Genomic DNA, 18,875 nt, shown 5'->3' with positions numbered 1-18,875 from the left:
GGCCGGAGCGCGGCCCGTCCGCCCGCGCGCGGGCGGCGCCCCGTCACATCCCGGTGCCGGTGTGCTCGGTGATGCCCGCCCGCATCCGGTACTCGCGCAGCAGCTCCAGGAGCGCCGGGCCGCGCGGCCGGCGCCCCGGCCGGATGTCGCAGGCCAGTGCCTTGGTCTCCTGGATGTGCACGTTGGGGTCGACGGCCAGGTGGACCAGCTCGTTCGCCGCGTCCCCGCGCGTGTAGCCGTTGGGCCCCCAGTGGTAGGGGAGGCCGATCTGGTGCAGCGGCCGGCCCCGCACCCGCACCGGCGCGATCCGGTCGGTCACCAGCACCCTCGCCTCGATCGCGGTGCGGGCGCTGACCACCGTCGCCCACCCCAGGTGCTCCAGCCCCCGCTCGGCCGCCAGTTCGGGGGAGACCTCGCAGAAGAACTCCGGCTGGAGCTCGGCCAGGTACGGCTGCCACCGGGACATGCCGCCCGCGGTGTGGTGCTCGGTGAGCCGGTAGGTGGTCGCCACGTAGGGGAAGACGTCCGAGCCGGGCTCGGCGCCGCCGGGCTGGTAGCGGTTGGCCGGGTGCGTCACCGGGAACTTCCGCACCGGGTTGCGCTGCTGCCCGTACAGGGGGTTGGCGACCGGCGACTCCTGCGGCTCGTAGTGCGCCGGCAGCGGGCCGTCCAGCAGGCCCGTGGGCACGTACAGCCACGCCTTGCCGTCCGCCTGCATCACGAAGGCGTCCGTGCCCGACAGGGCCTCCGGGCCCCTGGCGCCCTCCGGCGGCACGTGGTCCGGCGGGGTGGTGGCGGGGAAGTCGGGGACGTCGTGGCCGGTCCAGCGACCCTGGTCGGCGTCCCACCACACCAGCGCCTTGCGCTCGCTCCACGGCCGGCCCTCGGGGTCGGCCGACGCCCGGTTGTACAGGATCCGCCGGTTGGCGGGCCAGGCCCAGCCCCACTCGGGGGCGACCCAGCTCTGCTCGCTGCCGGGTTTGCGGCGGGCGGCCTGGTTGACGCCGTCCGCGCGGACGCCGCAGTAGATCCAGCAGCCGCAGGAGGTGGAGCCGTCGTCCTTCAGCTGGGTGTAGGCGGACAGCGGCCGGCCCTGGGAGTCGAAGCCGTTGATCTCGGCGAGCACCGCCTCGGCGTCCGGCTCGGCGATCTCGCCGTGCACCGGGTAGTCCCAGGTCAGGTCGAGGACGGGGCGGTCCGCCTCGTCGGTGGAACCGGCCAGCTTCTCCCGGATGATCCGCCCCAGGTGGTACATGAACCACAGGTCGCTGCGCGCCTCGCCCTTCGGCTCCACCGCCTGGTAGTGCCACTGGAGCATGCGCTGGGTGTTGGTGAAGCTGCCGTCCTTCTCGGTGTGCGAGGCGGCGGGGAGGAAGAACACCTCGGTGGCGATGTCCTCGGTGCGCAGTTCGCCCGTCTCGATCTCCGGGCCGTCCTTCCACCAGGTGGCGCTCTCGATCAGGGAGAAGTCGCGCACCACCAGCCAGTCCAGGTTCGCCATGGCCAGCCGCTGGAGCCGGGCGTTGGCCGAGCCGACCGCCGGGTTCTCGCCCATCAGGAAGTAGCCCCGGCAGACGCCGTCGAGCTGCTCGCGGATCGTCTCGTAGGTGCTGTGCGTGCCGGTCAGGCGGGGCAGGTAGTCGAAGCAGAAGTCGTTCTCCGCGGTCGCGGCCGCGCCCCAGTAGGCCTTGAGCAGGCTGACGGTGTAGGCGCGCATGTTGCCCCAGTAGCCCTTGTCGGCCGCCTCCGCCTCGACGAACGTGTCGAGGTCGGTTCCGGTGTGGGAGTGCGGCATGGGGATGTAGCCGGGCAGCAGATTGAACAGCGTCGGGATGTCGCTCGACCCCTGGATGGAGGCGTGGCCGCGCAGGGCCAGGATGCCGCCGCCCGGGCGCCCCATGTTGCCCAGCAGGGTCTGGAGGATCGCCGCGGCCCGGATGTTCTGCACGCCGGTGGTGTGCTGCGTCCAGCCGACGGCGTAGGCGATGGCGGTGGTGCGGTCCCGGCCGGAGTTCTCGGTGACCATCTCGCAGACCCTGGCGAACAGGTCCCGGGGCACGCCGCAGGTCTCCTCGACCACCTCCGGCGTGTAGCGGGCGAAGTGCCGCTTGAGCACCTGGAAGACGCACCGGGGGTGGGAGAGCGTCTCGTCCCGGGGCGGCCGCCCCTCGCCGGGGTCGGCGCCGCCGGAGCCGTGCGCCTCGCCGCGGGCCTCGCCGGAGACCCGGCCGCCCTCCTCCTCGTCGCCGTCCTCGGTGGCCGACGGGTAGTGCTCCTCGCGGTGACCGGAGGCCGCCTGGGGCGCCATCCCCTCGTACTGCCAGGTGGACGCGTCGTACATGCGCCGGTCCGGGTCCAGGCCGGAGAAAACGCCGTCGAGGTCCTCGGTGCCGCGGAAGTCCTCGCGCAGGATCACCGGGGCGTTGGTGTACGCCACCAGGTACTCGCGGAAGTACTTCTCGTTCCGCAGGACGTGGTTGACGATCCCGCCGAGGAACGCGACGTCACTGCCCGCGCGCAGCGGGACGTGCACGTCGGCCAGGGCGCTGGTGCGGGTGAACCGCGGGTCGACGTGGATCACCTTCGCGCCGCGGGCCTTGGCCTCCATCACCCACTGGAACCCGACCGGGTGGCACTCGGCCATGTTCGAGCCCTGGATGACGATGCAGTCGGAGTTGGCCAGGTCCTGCTGGAAGGTGCTGGCGCCGCCGCGCCCGAACGAGGTCCCCAGACCGGGGACGGTGGAGGAGTGTCAAATACGGGCCTGGTTCTCGATCTGCACGGCTCCCAGCGCCGTGAACAGCTTCTTGATCAGGTAGTTCTCCTCGTTGTCGAGCGCCGCGCCGCCCAGGTGCGCGAAGCCCATGGTGCGCCGCACCCGTTCGCCGTGGTGCTCCCACTGCCAGCCCGCCCGGCGGGCCGCGAGCACCCGGTCGGCGATCATGTCCATCGCCGTGTCCAGGTCCAGCCGCTCCCACTCCGTGCCGTGCGGGCGTCGGTAGAGGACGCGGTCGGCGCGGGCCGGGCCGGTGGTCAGCTGGAGGGAGGCGGAGCCCTTGGGGCACAGCCGGCCCCGGGAGACGGGGGAGTCCGGGTCGCCCTCGATCTGGGTGACCCTCCCGTCCTCGACGTAGACGTTCTGGCCGCAGCCGACGGCGCAGTACGGGCAGACGGACTTCACCACCTTGTCGGCGGTGGCAGTCCTGGAGCCGAGCTCCGCGGTGGGACGGCTCTGCGCTGCGGCGCCGCGCCCCAGCGGGTCGTCACCGGTGAGCTGACGGTAGACGGGCCAGGACTCGATCCAGGTTCGGATGCCCACGGCCGCTCCTCTCGTGTCCCGTCGCGCCTCGTGCCTCTGTGCGGGCGCCCGCGCCGCCGCCCCCGGAGGGGCGGCGGAGGATCCCTGTCACCGGTTCTCCGGAGTACCCGGGGAGCCCTCGGCCAAACCGCCGCCCGTCCCGCCGGTCCCGCCGTCCCGCCGGCGCTCCCGCTCCCGCAGCCGTTCGCGCTGCGGGACGACCGTGTACTTGGGATCCTCGGCGGAGGCCACGCCCGCGTGGAAGACCCCGAACCGCAGGGCCGCCGAACCGGCCAGCAGGGCCGCCCCGGAGAGGGCGGCCGCGGTGCGGCTGCGGTGCCCGGCCAGCAGGCCCGCGGCGGCGCCGGCCGCGGTGAGCACCGTGGAGGCGCGCATCAGCAGCCCCGCGCGCCCGCGCTGCAGCGGCTCGGCGGCCAGGCCCATGCGGCGGGTCATCACCTCGGTGGCGCACAGTTCGAGCACGGCGCCGAGGGCGGCGGCCCGGCGCGCGGGTGCCGCCTGCGCCACGGGGGCGGCGAGCATGCCCAGTCCGCCGGCCGCGGCCGTCCCCGAGCCGGTGAACACGAACGGCAGCTCGCGGTAGCCCTCGTGCCAGGACGGCACGGCCGTGTCGGCGACCAGTACGGCGGTGTAGGAGGCGACCGCCGGGCCGAGCAGCGCCGCGCCCGCGGTGGCCGCGGCGCCGGTGCGCCGGAACCGGCCGGCCGCCTCGGTCACGGCGGCGATCCCGGCCAGCGGGCCGTAACCGGCCAGGATCCAGGTGCCCACGCTCATGGGGGAGGTGGGCTTGGCGACGCGCAGCATGTTGTAGAAGCGCTCCGGGCGCCCCAGGTCGTGGATCAGGGCCACGGTGGAGGCGGAGATGGCGCCCAGCGCCCCGAGCTTCGCCGAACGGGCCAGGGCGCGGCGCCCGGTGGCGTGCGCGCCGGCCGCCAGGAGCGACGAGCCGCCGGCCAGGCCGCCCAGGAAGAGGTAGCCCGCGATGTCGAGGGCCTTCCAGGTGGGCCGGTTGAGGACGGGGAGTCCGTAGTAGGAGGTGAACTCCGCCTCCGGCACCACGGGTTGCTCGCCGCGCCGGCGTCCGCGGCGCCGCCTGCCGCCGCCCTGGCCGGTGGGGGCGGTCCTGCCGGAGCGTCCGCCGTCCGCTTCCCGGCCGCCGGGGCCGCCGGGACGGCCGGGGCCGCCGGGACCTTCGGGACCGGCCGGGCCGGGGTGCGATCCCGGGGTCCTCACCGGCGCCTCCCCACGAAGCAGGCGGCCACGCCGGCGGCCATGGCGGCGGCGGCCGCCGCCGCGTGCCGCCACATCGAGGGAAGGTCGCGGGTGGTCACCACCGGGTCGGGCGGCAGGCCGTAGACCTCCGGTTCGTCCAGCAGCAGGAAGAAGGCGCCGTCGCCGCCGACACCGTCCGAGGGGTCCTCGCCGTACAGCCGCGCGTCGGGGACCCCGGCGGCGTGCAGTTGCGCCACCCGGGCGGCGGCCCGCTCCCGCAGCTCCTCCAGCGGGCCGAACTGGATGGAGTCGGTGGGGCACGCCTTGGCGCAGGCCGGCTCCATCCCCACGCCCAGCCGGTCGTAGCACAGGGTGCACTTCCAGGCCCGGCCGTCCTCCCGGCGCTGGTCGATCACACCGTAGGGGCAGGCGGGGACGCAGTAGCCGCAGCCGTTGCAGACGTCCTCCTGGACGACGACGGTGCCGAACTCGGTGCGGAACAGCGCGCCGGTGGGGCACACGTCCAGGCAGGCGGCGTGGGTGCAGTGCTTGCAGACGTCGGAGGCCATGAGCCAGCGCAGCTCGGTGCGTCCGTCGGGCGCCACGGGGGAGATCTCCCCCGAGGGGGCGTCCGTCCCGTCCCGGTCCGGGGTGCCGGGCGCGGGGGCGGTGGTGCCCAGCCGCCCGGCGGCGGTGAAGACGTCGAGGGCCTCGGGGTGGGCGTCCGCGCCGCCCGCGCCGTCGTGCCGCACCCCCGGCTCCTGGCCGCCCAGGGGCTTGCGCTGCTCGATGAAGGCGACGTGCCGCCACGTGGAGGCGCTCAGGCCCTGGGAGTTGTCGTAGGACATGCCCGTCAGCTCCAGGCCGTCCTCGGGAACGGCGTTCCACTCCTTGCACGCCACCTCGCACGCCTTGCAGCCGATGCAGATCGAGGTGTCGGTGAAGAAGCCCAGGCGGGGCGGGTGGTCGCGGTGGCCCGCCGCTCCGGCCACGTCCGGTTGCACGCCGTACAGCAGGCCGCCCTCGGCGGGCGGTCCGGTCCCCTCGTTCCGCGCGGTGGCGTCGGTCATGTGCCGCTTCTCCCTTCCGGCGCACTCCGGACGGCCGCCTCCGCGGCCCGTGGTGCCACGGGTCCCCGGAGCACCGCCGGGCGAAACGGGGTGTCCGTCCCGCGTCCGCCCCCGAGGGGGGCCGTCCGGGTGTCCGTCCGCAGGAGGAGGCGACGCGCCGCCCGCCCCGACCTGCGGGGGACGGACGAATGGCCCCTGGCGCGGATGCCGGGGCGCGCAGCGGGTGATGAGGTGGAAGACGTGCACAGTCGTACGCCGTCCCGGGGTCCCACCGGTGCGGGACCGGACGCCGACGGCCCGTTCTCCCCGGAACTGGCCGCGGCGCTGTCGAGCGCGCGCCGCAGGGCGGGACGGGGCGGCGACCGGCACGTCGACACCGCCCACCTGCTGCACGGTCTGGCCGAGTCGGATCCCGCGGTGCGGGCCGCACTCGGTGGTCCGGCCCGGCTGGCGAGGGTGCTGGGCTACCTGGCGCAGCGCAGCATCGGCTACGGGCTGCGCTGGCAGCGGACGGTGGAGGAGGCGGCGCGCGGCGCCGGCGCCTCCCGTGCCCCCGCGCGCCCGGCCGGGACGGGCTGGTCCCCGGCGGCGGTGGCGGCCCTGGAGGAGGCGCTGGGCCGGGCGCGGGCGCGGGGCGCCGTACGGGCGGGGGGCACGGACCTGCTGGACGCACTCGTCGCCGACCCGTGCTGCCGGGCCGCGGAGGTGCTGCGCCATGCGGGGGTCCTCCCGGCGGGGCCGGCCGCGGAGGCCGCCCCCGCCGGGGCAGCCTGTCATGCCCCTGGCCGCTGACGCTCCTGTCCTGCCTGCCATCATGGGCGGATGAGCGACTCCGCAGCGCCGTCGCCCGGCTCCGGAAGGAGCGCCGGGCTCACTCTCGCCCTGGTGTCGGCCCTCGCCTTCGGCGGGTCGGGACCCGCCGCGAAGCCGCTGATCACCGCCGGTCTGGAACCGCTGCACGTCACCTGGCTCAGGGTGGCGGGCGCCGCCCTGGTCCTGCTGCCGATCGCCTGGCGGCACCGCGGGCTGCTGCGGCGGCACCCGGCCCTGCTGGCCGGTTTCGGGCTGCTGGCCGTGGCCGGCGTGCAGGCGTGCTACTTCGCGGCGATCTCCCGCATCCCGGTCGGGGTCGCCCTGCTGGTGGAGTACCTGGCGCCCGCGCTGGTGCTGGGCTGGGTGCGCTTCGTGCGCCGGCGGCCGGTCGGCCGGGCCGCGGGGGCGGGAGTGGTGCTGGCCGTCGGCGGGCTGGCGTGTGTGGTGGAGATCTGGTCCGGGCTCGGCTTCGATCCCGTGGGGCTGCTGCTCGCACTGGGCGCGGCGTGCTGCCAGGTCGGCTACTTCGTGCTCTCCGACCACGGCACGGCGCCCGGCGGCGGAAAGGCGCCCGATCCGCTGGGCGTCATCGCCTACGGACTGCTGTTCGGTGCCCTGGTGCTCACCGTCGTCGCCCGCCCCTGGCGGATGGACTGGGCGGTGCCGGCCGGCCGGGTGGTCCTGGCCGGTGCCCAGGTGCCCGCGGTCGTGCTGCTGGCGTGGATCGTGCTGGTGGCGACCGTCGCCGCCTATGTGACCGGGGTGGTCTCGGTGCGTCGACTCTCGCCGCAGGTGGCGGGGGTGGTGGCCTGCCTGGAGGCGGTGGTGGCGACCGTGCTGGCCTGGGTGCTGCTGGGGGAGCACCTGTCCGCGGTGCAGGTGTTCGGGGGCGCGGTGGTGCTCGTGGGGGCGTTCGTGGCGCAGCGCGCCACCCCGGCGCCGTCGGCTGCCGCGCCGGCGGCGGGGAGCGGGCCGTCGGGGGCCGGGGACGGCCGGGGGCGGGGGAGCGGGGACGACGGCGGGGAGCAGCGGTTGTCCACCGGGGCCCCGGCCTCGTAGGGTTGCGGACATGCATTCGACCGTGCTGCCCCCTCCCGCCGCGTAGGGCGGGTCGCCGAGAGACCGCGCGGCGGCGTCACCGCCGCCGCGGAGGTCCGCGCTGCCCGCGTACGGGATCCCCTGACCACTTCCCGACGCACGCGGAGAAACCACACGTGTCGAAGTCCGCTTCTGTCCTCCCCGCGACCGCGCCCATCGGCGGAACCACTGATTCCGCCTCACCCGGTGACCTGTCCACCGGGCGCGGCCTGCTCTTCCTGGTCGTCGCCGGAGTCGCCTGGGGCACCGCCGGAGCCGCGGCGGCCCTGCTCTACCGGGCCAGCGACCTGGGGCCGATCGCCCTCTCCTTCTGGCGCTACGTCGGCGGCATCGCCCTGCTGCTGGCCTTCCTCCCCCTGCGCTCCCGCTCCCGCCGTGCCGTCCCCGCTCCCGCCGCCCCCGAGCCGCGCCGCCGCCGGGTGGCGCGGATCGTCGCCACCGGACTGGGCCTGACCCTCTTCCAGACCGCCTACTTCGGCGCGGTCCAGGAGACGGGGCTCGCGGTCGGCACGGTCGTCACCCTCGGTGCCGGACCCGTGCTGATCGCCGTCGGCGCCCGGCTGACCATGGGCGAGCGGCTGGGCCGCGGGGGCGCGGCGGCCGCGGCCGGGGCGCTGGCCGGCCTCGCGGTGCTGTGCCTGGGCGGGGACGGCGCGACGGTGCGCCCCCTGGGCGTCCTGCTGGCCCTGCTGTCCGCCTCCGGATACGCCGCCATCACCCTGCTGACCCGGTGGATGGGCCGCAGCGGCTCGGGCGGCGACCCGTACGCCACGACCACCTGGGCGTTCGGCGTCGGGGCGGTCTGCCTGCTGCCGCTCGCCCTGGCCGAGGGAGTGCTGCCGCAGACGGCCGCCGATCCGCTGCGGGTCCTGGTCCTGCTGGCGTACACGGCCGCGGTGCCCACGGCGCTGGCGTACGCGCTCTACTTCGCCGGGGCCGCGGTCGTCCGGGCCGCCACGGCGTCGGTGGTCATGCTGATCGAGCCGGTGAGCGCGGCCGTCATCGCGGTGGTGCTGCTGGGCGAGCGGCTCACCGCGGCGACCGTGGTGGGCACCGCGGTGCTGCTCGCCGCCGTGACGGGGCTGGCGGTGGCCGAGGCCCGCGCGGCCTCCGGCGCCCGGCGCGCGGCCGGCACCGGGGCGACCTCCCCGGCCGCCGTCCCCGGCGCCGGGGGCGCCGGAGGAGGGGCCGGGGCCTGACCGCCGGGCGGGCCGGGGGAGTTCCGCCCTCCCGGCCCGCCCGGCGCGGAAGGCTCAGAGCGCGGCGAGGTAACCGGGCACCGGGACGCCCGGCGCGAGGTCGTCGGCCGGGACGGGGGCGCCGTAGGCCCGCCGCACCGGCACCACGCCGCTCCAGTGGGGCAGTTCCAGGTCCCCGGGGTCGTCGACGGGGCCGCCGGTGCGGACCTTCGCCGAAACCTCCGCCAGGTCCAGGGCGATGACGGCGGTGGCGGCCAGCTCCTTCGCGTCGGCCGGACGCGAGTCCGCCGAGCGCCCGGGGACCGCCTGGTCGACGATGGCGTCGAGCGCCACCGCCCGCTCGGCCGGGTCGGTCACCTGGCGGGCGGTGCCGTGGACCACCACCGAGCGGTAGTTGACCGAGTGGTGGAAGGCGGAGCGCGCCAGCACCAGGCCGTCCAGGTGGGTCACCGTCAGGCAGACCGGCAGGCCCCCGTCCCCGCCCGCGGACCGCAGCGGCCGCGAACCGGTGGAGCCGTGGACGTACAGCCGCTCGCCGACCCGGGCGTAGAGCGTCGGCAGCACGACCGGAGCGCCGTCGCGGACGAAGCCGAGGTGGCAGAGGAAGCCGTCGTCGAGGATCGCGTGGACCACCTCGCGGTCGTACGAGGCGCGCTTGCGGCCGCGGGCCGGGACCGTGCGCGGGGTGGGGGCGTAGGCGCCCCCGGGGGCGGTGGCGGACATGGCGCTCAACTCCCTGTTCGTCTGCGGCGGGTGGGCCCGCCGACTTGCTCCCTTTATTGAACTAGTGCATAATTCCTTTTGTGCTAGGAGAGTATCGGATCGAGGGGCGGCGCGCAGCCGAGATCGCCGCCAGCGTCGAACGGGGCGTCGGCTCGGGCGAGTTGGAACCGGGCAGGCTCCTGCCGCCCCTGCGCGCCCTGGCGGACGAACTGGGCGTGAACCCCAACACGGTCGCCGCCGCCTACCGCACCCTGCGCGAGCGAGGGGTGATCGAGACGGCCGGACGGCGCGGCAGCCGGGTGCGCCGTCGCCCGGCGACCACTCCCCGCGAGGCGATCGGCGTGGAGGTGCCCGAGGGCGTGCGCAACCTCTCCCAGGGCAACCCGGACCCGGCGCTGCTGCCCCCGCTGGACGCCGCGCTCACCGCCGCCGCCCACCGCCACGGGCGGCGCCCGACGCTCTACGGCGCCCCCGCGCTCACCGACGACCTGGTCCGGCTGGCGCGGGCGGCGTTCGACGCCGACGGGGTGCCGCCGGGGCCCGTCGCCGCCACCTCCGGATCGCTGGACGCCATCGAGCGGGTGCTCGCGGTCCACCTCAAACCCGGCGACGCGGTCGCCGTGGAGGACCCGGGCTGGGGGAGCCTGCTGGACCTCGTCCCGGCGCTGGGCCTGAAGGCGCTGCCGGTGCCCCTCGACGACGACGGCCCGCTGCCGGACGCGGTCGAACGGGCGCTGCGGCAGGGGGCGCGGGCCCTGGTCGTCACCGGCCGGGCGCAGAACCCGACCGGTGCCGCCGTCTCCGCGCCGCGCGCCCGGGAGCTGCGGCGCGTCCTGGCCGCGCACCCCGGCGTCCTGCTGGTCGAGGACGACCACGGGCACGGCATCGTCGACCTGCCCCTGCACCCCCTGGCGGCCGGGGAGCCCACCGACCACTGGGTGCTGGTGCGTTCCACCGCCAAGGCGTACGGCCCCGACCTGCGGCTGGCCGTGCTGACGGGGGACGCCGTCACCGTCGACCGGGTGCGGGGACGGCAGCGGCTGGGGCCGGGCTGGGTCAGCCACCTGCTCCAGCACACCGTCACCGCACTGTGGGAGGGCCGGGCGGTCGACCCCGCCGCGGTGGCCGCCTCCTACGGCCGCCGCCGCACCGCGCTCCTGGACGCGCTCGCCGGGCACGGGGTGGAGGCGCACGGGCGCAGCGGGATGAACGTGTGGGTGCCGGTGCCCGACGAGACCGGCGCGGTCACCCGGCTGCTGCAGGCCGGCTGGGCCGTCGCGCCCGGAGCCCGTTTCCGCATCGCCTCGCCGCCCGGCATCCGCCTGACCGTCTCCGCCCTGTCCGAGGACGAGACCGGGCCGGTCGCCGACGCGGTGGCGGCGGCGGTCCGGCCCGGCGAGGCACGGCGGTACGGCTGAACCGCACCGCCCGTCACGGCCGCGGGCGCCGCGGCCTGCTCTGGGTGAGCGCCGCTCCCGCGAGCACGATCAGCGCCCCGACCGGGGTGTTCCAGTTCAGGTGCTCGCCCAGCAGCACCACCCCGGCGGCGGTGGCGATCACCGGGATGAAGTAGGTGACCAGGGTGGCCGTGGTCGGCCCGACCTCGGCCACCAGCCCGTACTGGATGAGGAAGGCCACCCCGGTGCCCAGTGCGCCCAGCGCCACGACGGCCAGCAGCGGGACGACCGGGAAGGAGGAGGGGAAGGAGGTGACCAGCGGGGTGACCAGGGCCAGCTGGGCGGTGCCCAGCAGCAGCTGCGATCCCGCCATCGCCACGTTCGAGCCGCCGGCCCCCGACAGCGTCCGCCGGACGTAGACCCAGCCGACCGCGTAGCTCGCCGAGGCGACCAGGGCCATGGCCGTCCCCGCGGGATCCTGCCCGCTGAAGCCCTCCCAGGCGCCGAGGACGACCAGGACCCCGGCGAAGCCGACACCGAGCCCGGCGACCCGGCGCCGTGTCGGCCGGTCGTCGGAGAGGGCGGCCAGGGAGAGCACCATCCCCCACAGCGGTGTGGTGGCGTTGCAGATCCCCGCCAGGGTGGAGGAGATGGTCAGCTCGGCGTAGGCGAAGAGCGTGAACGGCAGGGCGTTCAGCAGGAACGCCGCGACCGTCAGGTGGCCCCACGTCCGCACCCCCTTCGGCAGCCGCTCCCGCCGCACCAGCAGCACCGCGCCCAGGACGGCCGTGCCGAACACCATGCGGCCCAGGGTGACCTGGAGCGGGGCGTAGCCGTGGGTGCCCACCTTGATCAGCAGGAAGCTGAAGCCCCAGATCAGGCAGAGGACGGCGAAGCGGATCCGCCAGTCCAGGACGGGGCGGCGGGCGCCCGGCGGGGAGGGGACCGGGGAGGGCGGCCGGGCGGCGGGCGCGGAGGGGACCGGCGGGGTGCCGGCGGAGGGTGCGGGACGCAGGGGAGCGGCAGCGGACATGGGTCAACGATCGCCCCTTCAAAGCTTAAGGACAAGCGAGATTTTCTGGAGTGGACTCCGTAGTATCGCTTGCATGTTGAATCTGGACCGGCTCCGCATCCTGTATGCCGTCGCCCGGCACGGCTCGGTGAGCGGCGCGGCCGAGGGACTGCACGTCACCACCTCGGCCGTCTCCCAGCAGATGGCCAAGCTGGAGCGCGAGACCGGTCAGCAGCTGCTGGCCAGGAACGGACGGGGCGTCAGGCTCACCGACGCCGGGCGGCTGCTCGCCGAGCACGCCCGGCGCATCATCTCGCAGCTCGAACTGGCCGAGGCCGACCTGGAGGCGCACCGCGGCAGGGCCGTCGGGGAACTGCTGCTCGCCGCCTTCCCCACCGCCGCGCGCGGCCTGTTCCCCGCCGTGCTGGCCGCGCTGCGCGCCGACCATCCCCAACTGCGCGTCCGGCTGCGGGAGATGGAGCCCGACGCCGCGGTGCGGGAGCTGGTGCGCGGGGACATCGACCTCGCGGTCGTCCTGGACTGGTACAACCGGCCGCTCTCCCTGCCCGGCGGGCTGGCCAAGGAGCCCCTGCTGGACGACCCGGCCGACGTGGCGATGCCCGCGGACCACCCCCGCGCCGGAGCCGGGCCGGTGGAGCTGGCGGACTTCGCGGACGACGAGTGGATCTCCTGGCCGGGCGGGGAGTTCTGCCACGACTGGCTGCTGTTCACCCTGCGCGGCCAGGGCATCGAGCCCAAGCTGTGCCACACCGCGGGGGAGCACCACACCCAGCTCGCCCTGGTCGGCGCCGGGCTCGGGGTCGCCGTCGCGCCGCGCCTGGGCCGCGGACCGCTCCCCGAGGGGGTGGCCGTCGCGCCCGTGCGGCATCCGATGAAGCGCCACGTCTACGCGGTCTGGCGCCAGGAGACCGACCGCAGGCCGTCCGTCCGGGCGGCGGTGGAGGCGCTGCGGGCGGCGGCGGGCGCCGTCCGGGACTGAGCGCGGGGACTTCGGGGGACCGGGGGAGGACGGCTGCGGTTCCTGTGGTCGGACCTGTGGTCGCCCCGTCGAGACGGCCGCCCGCGGGAGCGTGATACTCGGCTGGTCACCGAGCCGGCCACCGACCGAGGGCGGACGATGCGACCGAAACTGAAGTCCGATGTGCTCTATGTGCCCACCCCCGACGGGGCACACGTGTTCGGCGCGGGGGCCGACATGGCGCTGCGCGGCCGCGCCGCCCACCAGTGGCTGGACCGGCTCGCCCCGCACCTCGACGGCTCGACCGAACTCGAGGCCCTCGTGCGCGGTCTGCCCGAGGACAAGCGCGCGATGGTGCGCGCACTGGTACGCCGGCTGCACGAGGCCGGATGCCTGCTCGACGCCGCCGAGGACCTGCCGCACGACCTCACTGAACGGGAACGGGAGACCTACGCCGCGGAGATCGCCTTCATCGAGTACCACGGGGACTCGGCGGCACGGCGGTTCCAGACCTACCGCGACAGCGCCGTCGTCGTGGTGGGTGCCGGACCGGTGTTCGTCTCGCTGGTCTGCTCCGCGCTGCGCTCCGGGGTGCGCCGGCTGCGCGCGGCCCGCACGGCGGAGACCGCGACCGACACGGCACGGCTGGCCGAACTGGTCGCCGAGGCGTCCCGGCGCGACCCGGAGCAGACGCTGACGCACGTCGCCCTGCCGGACGGGGAGGACGCGGCGGCCGAGGAGGCGGCGCTGGCCGGCGCGGACGTGGTCCTGCACGTGGCGTCGGCCCCCGCGGTGGACCGCGCCCTGCGCCTGGACCGCCTGTGCCGGCGGACGGGGGCGCTCCTGGTGCAGGGCCTGGTCCTCGACGACGTGGCGTGGCTCGGCCCCGCCGGCCCGGCCTGGCGGTCCGCCTGGCGGCGGCTGGACGCCCGGCCGCCCTTCCGCACCGGCGAGTTCTGCACGGGCCCGGCCGCCGCGGTCGTGGCCGGGCACCTCGGGCTCGCCGCGTTCAAGGCGGTCACGGGCATCGCCGCGCCGGACGACGCCGAGCTGACGCGGATCGACCTGGAGACCCTGCGCACCTCGGCCCACGCCTTCCTGCCCCACCCGGCCGACCTCCCCGCCGGGCCGGAGGCCGAGACGGAGTTCACCGCCCGGATCGAGCGGCTCCGCACCGCGGAGCCGCTCGGCGAGGAGGACTTCTCCGCCGCCGCGGCGCGCTGCTTCGACCCGTACGCCGGCGTCCTGGGACGACTGGACGAACGCGACTTCCTCCAGGTGCCGCTGCACGTCACCGAGGCCGTCACGCGCACCGGGGGAGCGGGCCGGGTGTTCGGCGCCGGGCTCGACTTCGCGGAGGCGCGGCGCCGAGCCGCCCTGCGCGGTCTCGCGGTGTACGCGGCGACCACGGTCGACCCGCGCAGACGGGGCGCCGGCGACACGGTGTGGGGCTGGGACGTCCTGGGGGAACGGGCCTGTGCGGTGCCCGCGGCCGAGGCGTTCGGCCCGGGGACGGGCCTGGCGGCGGAACCGGGCTGGGAGGCCGCCGTGACCGACGGCATCGCCCAGCACTGCGCCGCCTCGGCCCTCTCCGACGTCACCGGGGGCCGGACGCGCCCGGTCGGCCTGGCCGTCGAGGACGCGGCGCCGGACGAGCGGGTGCGGCGCCTGCTCGGCCTGCTGCGGGCCGCCCGGGGGACGGTGCGGGTCGCCGACATCGGCGGCGCGCTCGGGGTGCCCGTGCTGGCGTGGTGGCAGGACGGCGAACCGGTCGCGGTCACCTGCGGCCCGGGCGCGGCGGCGGCCGGACTGGAGCGGGCCCTGCTGCACCGCCAGGCGGCCCTGGACGGCGGCGCGGACTACGCGCCGTCCCTGATCCCCGGACTGGGCCGGCCGCCCCGGCCGGCCGCGGGCGCGGTGCGGGGGCCCGGTCCGGACCGGCGGACCATGGCCCGCGCCCTGCTCTCCCGCGGGCGGCGCCCGGTGGCGGTGCCCCTCGACCACGACCCCTCGGTGCACGAGGTGCTCCCCTCGGTGCTCCGGGTCGTGACGGTCGATGGGTGAGCCCCCGGCGGACCTGGCGCGCTCCGCCGGCCTCCGGTTCTGGTGGCGCACCTTCGAGGGGGTGCAGGACCTGTTCGCGGAGGGCCACGGCGAGGAGGGCGGCCCGGACGACCCGCTGCCGACCAAGACCTACCGGGGGCTGCCGCGGCGCGTGCTGAGCGCGCCGGCCCGCCGGATCGGCGACGCCCGCTGGTCCTTCGACGGGTTCCGCCGGGCACGGCCCGGCGGCGGGCCCCACCGCGCCACCCTGGACGAACCCGCCGTCTCAGCGCTGCTGCACCACGCCTTCGGCCTGGGGCGCGTCGAGCTGGGGCCCCACGCGGTGTGGCCCTACCACCGCATGGTGGCGTCCGCGCGGTGCTTCTACCCGGTGGAGCTGTACCTGTGGACGACCGCCGCGGCGAGGGGCCTGCCGGCGGGCTGCCACCACTACGACCCGGCGCACCACGCGCTCACCGGGCTCCGGGACGGCGACGTCCCCGACGCGCTGCGGACGGCCACCGGGACCGCGCCCGGGGACTCCCTCGCCCTGCTGGTGGTGGCCGTGTGCTTCCGCAAGACGGCGTTCCGCTACCGCGACTACGCCTACCGGCTGTGCGCGCAGGAAGCCGGCATGACGCTGGGGAACGTGCTGATGGTGGCGGGCGCGCTGGGACTGCGGGCCCGTGTGCACCACCGGTTCGACGACGCGGTCGTCCACCGCGCCCTCGGTCTGGACGGCGACGAGGAGGCCGCGTTCGCGGTCGTCGACCTGTCCGCGCGGCGGCCCGCCGGCGGACACCCGCCGGCTGCGGAGCCGCCCGGCGCGGACACCGGCGCGGCACTGCCGCCCATCCGCCCCGCGTGGCTCCGGACCAACACGGCCGACGCCGGCCTGTGGTCGGGGCTCTCGGCGCTGGACCGCGCCGCCCGGCTGAACGGCGCCACCCGGCACGCCCCGGTGGACGCGGGCGCCTTCCACCTCCCGGCCGACGACCCCGGACCGGCCGGACCGGTGCCGCTCGACGACGAGACGCCGTCCTTCGCCGCGGTGGAACTGGCCGAGGCCCTGCGGGCCCGCGACTCGGGCGGCCGGATGTTCCTGCCGGCGGACGCGGAACTCCCCGCCCACCGGCTGGCCCTGCTGCTCCGGCACGCCCTGGAACCGGTCCCGTCCGACCACGCCGGAACCGACAGCCGCCCGCTGGTGGACTGCCACGTCCTCGTCCGGGACGTCACCGGCACACCCCCCGGCCTGTACCGGCTGGACCCCGCGCCCGCGCTGGTGGGCCTGCCGGACCGGGACTGGCGCGGAGTGCTGTCCATGCTCTGCCACCGCACCCCCTCGGTGAACTCGGAGAAGGCCAACGCGATCGTGTTCCTGAGCGCGGACCGCGTCGAGGGCGACCGCTGGTTCGGCGACCGCGGATACCGCATCCTGCACCAGGAGGGGGGAATCGTCGCACAGCGGATCAGCGTCCTCGCCGCCGCGGCCGGCCTGGCGGCACGGATCACCAACGGGTACGACGAGGGGGCCGTCCGAGACCTGATCCGCGCCGACCGGGCGCACGTGCCGATCTTCACCCTCGTCCTCGGCCGCCGCAGGGCCACCGCGCAGTACGAGCCTCCGCTCACCTGGTGACCCGTCCTGCGGTGGGCACGTTCCCACCCTTCGGTCCGCCCTGTGGTCGCACCGTGAAGACCCCGGACCCGAACGCCGCCAGGCTGGACCGAGGACCGGACCCGGTCCACGTCGCGACCACCACCGAGAAAGGGGACACCGATGGAATCGGACCTCGTTCTGGACCTCGCCGACCTCAGCGCGGACGAGCTGGACGTCCTGCCCACCTCCCCGGGCGCGAGCCTGGAGTCGGTCAACGTCGGCCACGCCATGGTCGAGATCGGCGCGTCCAACTGCACCTCGACCGGAACGCCCGCGAGCTGCTGCTCCTGCTGCTGCTGCTGACACCGGTCCGCACAGCCGTGCCCGGCGGGCTCCGGCCCGCCGGGCACGGCACCCCGCCCCGACCCACCAGTGAGGGACACGACGTTGGCAGATGCCGTCGCGGTACCGACCCGTCCGAGCGGTGTCGCCGTGCTGGGCAGGGGACTGCTCGCCGGCGCGCTGCGCACCTCCGTCTCCCGTACGCACCGGCCGGTGCCCGCCGGGGACCCCGACTGCGCCGCGGTCGTCACCGCCGACGACGGCTGGAGCCCGCAGACCACGCCGGTGCGCGACGACATCCGGTGGCTGCCGGTCCGCGTCGAGCTGGGCAACGTCGTCGTCGGCCCCTCGGTCGTCCCGGGCCGCGCCGGCTGCGCCCGGTGCGCGGGCGTCCGGCGGGACCGGGCGCTGGGGCCGGACAGCCCCAGGGCGGAACTGGTGCGCCGGTTCGGCGGCGTGCTGGCCGACCGTGCGGCGCCGCTCCTGTCGGCCTGGGCGTGCGACACGGTCGGCGACCTCGTCGCGGCGGACCTCGCGGACCCGCAGGGCCGGTGGACGCGGAACACCGTCGTCATCCTCTCCCTGGCCCGCATGACCGTCGACACGCACCCGTTCCTGCCCGACCCGTCCTGCCCGCAGTGCGGCGGGCTGCCACCGGACCGGCCGCCCGTGCTGATGGACGTCCGCCGCCCGAAGCCCGACGAGGGCACCTACCGGGTGCGCGACCTCGCCGACTCGTGGGACGCCCTGGTGAAGACCTACGTGGACGGCCGCACCGGCGTGGTGCGCCAGCTCGACGTGCGCACCGACTACCCCTACCCGATGGTCTCCGCGCCCGTGCACCTGCCCGGCAACGAGCAGGAGGCCGGGTTCGGCCGCGACCTGGACTACGGGAGCTGCGCCCGCACCGCACTGGCCGAGGCACTGGAACGGCTCGGCGGGGCCCGGCCGGGCGGCCGGCGGACGGTGGTGCGGGCGAGCCACCGGGCCGTGGCCGACCGGGCCGTCGACCCGCACGACCTGGGCCTGTACCCGCCGGAGCGGTACGCCGAGCCCGGCTTCCCCTACCTCCCGTTCGACCCGGACGCCGAGCTGAACTGGGTGTGGGGCCACTCCTTCGGCCGCGACGCCCCGGTGCTGGTGCCCGAGGACTACGCCTACTACCGCACCCGCCACGGCAATCCGCTCGCCCGGCCGCCGGCGTACGAGGTGTCCAACGGGTGCGCCCTGGGCGGCTGCCTGGAGGAGGCGGCGCTGCACGGGCTGGTGGAACTCGCCGAACGCGACGCGTTCCTGCTGACCTGGTACGCCCGGCTGCCCGTGCCCAGGATCGACCTCGACACGGTCGCCGACCCGCGCGTCGGGATCCTGGCCGAACGGATCCGGCAGGACGGCGGCCACCGGGTCGCGGCCTTCGCCACCACCCCCGAGCACGGCATCCCCACGGCGTGGGTCATGGCGGTGCACCCCGCGCCCGGAGCCGAACCGGCGGCGGTCTGCGCGGCCGGGGCGCACTTCGACCCCGAGCGGGCGGTCCTCAACGGACTGCTCGAACTCACGGCGAACCTCGGCTGGAACCGGTCCGCCCACCGCGAGGAGCGCGCCAGGATCGAGGCGATGGCCGACGACCCGCAGCTCGTGCGGGACATGCGCGACCACGCCCTGCTGTACTGCCACCCGGCCGTGTTCGACCGGTTCTCCTTCCTGCTGGAGGACCCGGTGGGCCTGCCGGTGGACAAGGCGTTCCACCGCGCCGACTGCCGTCCGCGCGGCGACGACCTCCGCGCCGACCTGGCCGAGGCGGTCGAGCGGTTCACCGCCCGGGGCCTGGACGTCATCGTGGTCGACCAGACCACGGACGAGCACCGGGCGGGCGGCCTGGCCTGCGCGAAGGTGATCGTCCCCGGGCTGCTGCCGATGACGTTCGGCCACCGGATGCGGCGCACCCACGGCCTGCCGCGGCTCCTGGACCTGCCCGCCCGGCTGGGCTACCGGCGGCAGCCGCTGAGCCCGGCGGAGATCAACCCCCACCCGCACCCGTTCCCGTGACTGGAGGGCCGGAACC

14 protein-coding genes are annotated in these 18,875 nt (G+C 76.2%); 9 read left to right on the top strand and 5 right to left on the bottom strand.

Features of this window, described 5'->3' with window-relative positions:
- Positions 1 to 43: 43 nt before the first annotated feature.
- The 3 genes from fdh to ACFSJS_RS15865 all read right to left on the bottom strand — a co-directional run bounded on the left by fdh (position 44) and on the right by ACFSJS_RS15865 (position 5,601).
- Entirely contained in the window at positions 44 to 3,319 is a 3,276-nt protein-coding gene (fdh, locus tag ACFSJS_RS15875) for a formate dehydrogenase (protein ID WP_380900761.1), read from the bottom strand.
- A gap of 87 nt (positions 3,320 to 3,406) precedes the next feature.
- Entirely contained in the window at positions 3,407 to 4,378 is a 972-nt protein-coding gene (gene nrfD, locus ACFSJS_RS15870) for an NrfD/PsrC family molybdoenzyme membrane anchor subunit (RefSeq protein ID WP_380900828.1), read from the bottom strand.
- Between the two features lie 170 nt (positions 4,379 to 4,548).
- Positions 4,549 to 5,601 (bottom strand): 4Fe-4S dicluster domain-containing protein, encoded by a 1,053-nt coding sequence (locus ACFSJS_RS15865; protein ID WP_380900759.1) that lies wholly within the window; start codon positions 5,599 to 5,601, stop codon positions 4,549 to 4,551.
- Positions 5,602 to 5,841: 240 nt separating this feature from the next.
- Between ACFSJS_RS15865 and ACFSJS_RS15860 the strand changes: the two genes are divergently transcribed.
- From ACFSJS_RS15860 to ACFSJS_RS15850, 3 genes are all read left to right on the top strand, one after another.
- Positions 5,842 to 6,393, top strand: a complete 552-nt coding sequence (locus ACFSJS_RS15860) for a peptidase (protein ID WP_380900757.1) — start codon at positions 5,842 to 5,844, stop codon at positions 6,391 to 6,393.
- Between the two features lie 30 nt (positions 6,394 to 6,423).
- Positions 6,424 to 7,473, top strand: coding sequence for an EamA family transporter (locus ACFSJS_RS15855; protein ID WP_380900755.1), 1,050 nt, complete (start codon positions 6,424 to 6,426; stop codon positions 7,471 to 7,473).
- Positions 7,474 to 7,703: 230 nt separating this feature from the next.
- On the top strand, positions 7,704 to 8,711 hold the full coding sequence (locus ACFSJS_RS15850; protein ID WP_380900826.1) for a DMT family transporter: 1,008 nt from the start codon (positions 7,704 to 7,706) through the stop codon (positions 8,709 to 8,711).
- A 54-nt stretch (positions 8,712 to 8,765) separates the two neighbouring features.
- On the opposite strand, the gene ACFSJS_RS15845 is transcribed toward ACFSJS_RS15850, so the two are convergent.
- On the bottom strand, positions 8,766 to 9,434 hold the full coding sequence (locus ACFSJS_RS15845) for a pyridoxamine 5'-phosphate oxidase family protein (RefSeq protein WP_380900753.1): 669 nt from the start codon (positions 9,432 to 9,434) through the stop codon (positions 8,766 to 8,768).
- 80 nt (positions 9,435 to 9,514) lie between these two features.
- Between ACFSJS_RS15845 and ACFSJS_RS15840 the strand changes: the two genes are divergently transcribed.
- Positions 9,515 to 10,852 (top strand): aminotransferase class I/II-fold pyridoxal phosphate-dependent enzyme, encoded by a 1,338-nt coding sequence (locus ACFSJS_RS15840; protein WP_380900751.1) that lies wholly within the window; start codon positions 9,515 to 9,517, stop codon positions 10,850 to 10,852.
- 13 nt (positions 10,853 to 10,865) lie between these two features.
- On the opposite strand, the gene ACFSJS_RS15835 is transcribed toward ACFSJS_RS15840, so the two are convergent.
- Positions 10,866 to 11,864: a DMT family transporter gene (locus ACFSJS_RS15835; RefSeq protein WP_380900749.1), complete on the bottom strand. Its 999-nt coding sequence runs from the start codon at positions 11,862 to 11,864 to the stop codon at positions 10,866 to 10,868.
- A gap of 73 nt (positions 11,865 to 11,937) precedes the next feature.
- Here ACFSJS_RS15835 and ACFSJS_RS15830 point away from each other — a divergent pair, with 73 nt between their 5' ends.
- The 5 genes from ACFSJS_RS15830 (at position 11,938) to ACFSJS_RS15810 (ending at position 18,859) form a co-directional block, all read left to right on the top strand.
- Complete coding sequence (locus ACFSJS_RS15830) at positions 11,938 to 12,843, top strand: LysR family transcriptional regulator (RefSeq protein WP_380900747.1); 906 nt, start codon at positions 11,938 to 11,940, stop codon at positions 12,841 to 12,843.
- A 138-nt stretch (positions 12,844 to 12,981) separates the two neighbouring features.
- A complete protein-coding gene (locus ACFSJS_RS15825) occupies positions 12,982 to 14,886 on the top strand; it encodes a hypothetical protein (RefSeq protein WP_380900745.1) in 1,905 nt (634 codons plus the stop codon).
- Entirely contained in the window at positions 14,879 to 16,507 is a 1,629-nt protein-coding gene (locus ACFSJS_RS15820) for a SagB family peptide dehydrogenase (protein ID WP_380900743.1), read from the top strand. Before ACFSJS_RS15825 ends, ACFSJS_RS15820 begins: the two co-directional genes overlap by 8 nt.
- Before the next feature lie 141 nt (positions 16,508 to 16,648).
- Positions 16,649 to 16,831 carry a hypothetical protein gene (locus ACFSJS_RS15815; RefSeq protein ID WP_380900741.1) on the top strand — a complete coding sequence of 61 codons (183 nt, stop codon included), beginning with the start codon at positions 16,649 to 16,651 and terminating at the stop codon, positions 16,829 to 16,831.
- A gap of 84 nt (positions 16,832 to 16,915) precedes the next feature.
- Complete coding sequence (locus ACFSJS_RS15810; RefSeq protein ID WP_380900739.1) at positions 16,916 to 18,859, top strand: TOMM precursor leader peptide-binding protein; 1,944 nt, start codon at positions 16,916 to 16,918, stop codon at positions 18,857 to 18,859.
- Positions 18,860 to 18,875 lie beyond the last annotated feature (16 nt).

It is taken from the genome of Streptomyces desertarenae, from assembly GCF_042681365.1.
In the GTDB taxonomy this organism is placed as follows: domain Bacteria; phylum Actinomycetota; class Actinomycetes; order Streptomycetales; family Streptomycetaceae; genus Streptomyces; species Streptomyces desertarenae.
Note: the sequence above shows the minus strand (reverse complement) of the source record. Positions and strands in the feature narration are given on the sequence as shown.

Excerpts from the sequence above, each read along its gene's own strand:
- ACFSJS_RS15865 (WP_380900759.1), bottom strand. The coding sequence starts at position 5,601 with ATGACCGACGCCACCGCGCGGAACGAGGGGACCGGACCGCCCGCCGAG.
- ACFSJS_RS15855 (WP_380900755.1), top strand. The coding sequence starts at position 6,424 with ATGAGCGACTCCGCAGCGCCGTCGCCCGGCTCCGGAAGGAGCGCCGGG.
- ACFSJS_RS15845 (WP_380900753.1), bottom strand. The coding sequence starts at position 9,434 with ATGTCCGCCACCGCCCCCGGGGGCGCCTACGCCCCCACCCCGCGCACG.
- ACFSJS_RS15835 (WP_380900749.1), bottom strand. The coding sequence starts at position 11,864 with ATGTCCGCTGCCGCTCCCCTGCGTCCCGCACCCTCCGCCGGCACCCCG.
- ACFSJS_RS15830 (WP_380900747.1), top strand. The coding sequence starts at position 11,938 with ATGTTGAATCTGGACCGGCTCCGCATCCTGTATGCCGTCGCCCGGCAC.
- ACFSJS_RS15825 (WP_380900745.1), top strand. The coding sequence starts at position 12,982 with ATGCGACCGAAACTGAAGTCCGATGTGCTCTATGTGCCCACCCCCGAC.
- ACFSJS_RS15820 (WP_380900743.1), top strand. The coding sequence starts at position 14,879 with ATGGGTGAGCCCCCGGCGGACCTGGCGCGCTCCGCCGGCCTCCGGTTC.
- ACFSJS_RS15815 (WP_380900741.1), top strand. The coding sequence starts at position 16,649 with ATGGAATCGGACCTCGTTCTGGACCTCGCCGACCTCAGCGCGGACGAG.